Raw genomic sequence first — 840 nt, 5'->3', positions numbered from 1 at the left:
TGGGCGATCGGCTCCCCCGAGGGCGGCCACGACGCGATCCACCCGGACCTCGGCACCCTCGACGACTTCGACCACTTCGTCGACGAGGCACGCGGGTCGGGCCTGGAGATCGCCCTGGACTTCGCCCTCCAGTGCTCCCCGGACCACCCCTGGGTGCACAAACACCCCGAGTGGTTCCACCACCGCCCGGACGGGACCATCGCCCACGCCGAGAACCCGCCGAAGAAGTACCAGGACATCTACCCGATCGCCTTCGACGCGGACATGGACGGCCTGGTCGCCGAGACGGTCCGGATCCTGCGGCACTGGATGGACCACGGGGTGCGGATCTTCCGCGTCGACAACCCCCACACCAAACCCGTCGTGTTCTGGGAACGGGTCATCGCGGAGATCAACGGCCGGGACCCCGACGTGATCTTCCTGGCCGAGGCGTTCACCCGCCCGGCGATGATGCACACCCTGGCCCAGATCGGGTTCCAGCAGTCGTACACCTACTTCACCTGGCGCACCACCAAGCAGGAACTCACCGACTACCTCACCGAGTTGTCGGGCGAGGCCGCCGCCTACATGCGGCCCAACCTCTTCCCCAGCACCCCCGACATCCTGCACGCCTACCTCCAGCACGGCGGACGGCCCGCCTTCGAGGTCCGCGCCGTGCTCGCCGCGACCCTCTCCCCCAGCTGGGGCATCTACAGCGGCTACGAACTGTGCGAGAACACCGCGCTGCGCGAGGGGAGCGAGGAGTACAAGCACTCGGAGAAATACCAGCTCCGGCCCCGCGACTGGGAATCCGCCGCACGCGAGGGCCGCACCATCGCACCCCTCATCACCCGCCTCAAC

The 840-nt window shown here is 68.3% G+C and carries 1 protein-coding gene; it reads left to right on the top strand.

Going from position 1 to position 840, the window contains the following annotated elements; translation table 11 throughout:
- Positions 1–840: alpha-amylase family protein (locus QSK45_RS38055; RefSeq protein ID WP_490993680.1), on the top strand; the 840-nt coding region annotated here is incomplete at both ends.

Source organism: Streptomyces hygroscopicus subsp. hygroscopicus (assembly GCF_030269125.1).
Taxonomy (GTDB): Bacteria; Actinomycetota; Actinomycetes; order Streptomycetales; family Streptomycetaceae; genus Streptomyces; species Streptomyces hygroscopicus_C.
This window is presented reverse-complemented; position numbering and strand designations above follow the sequence as displayed.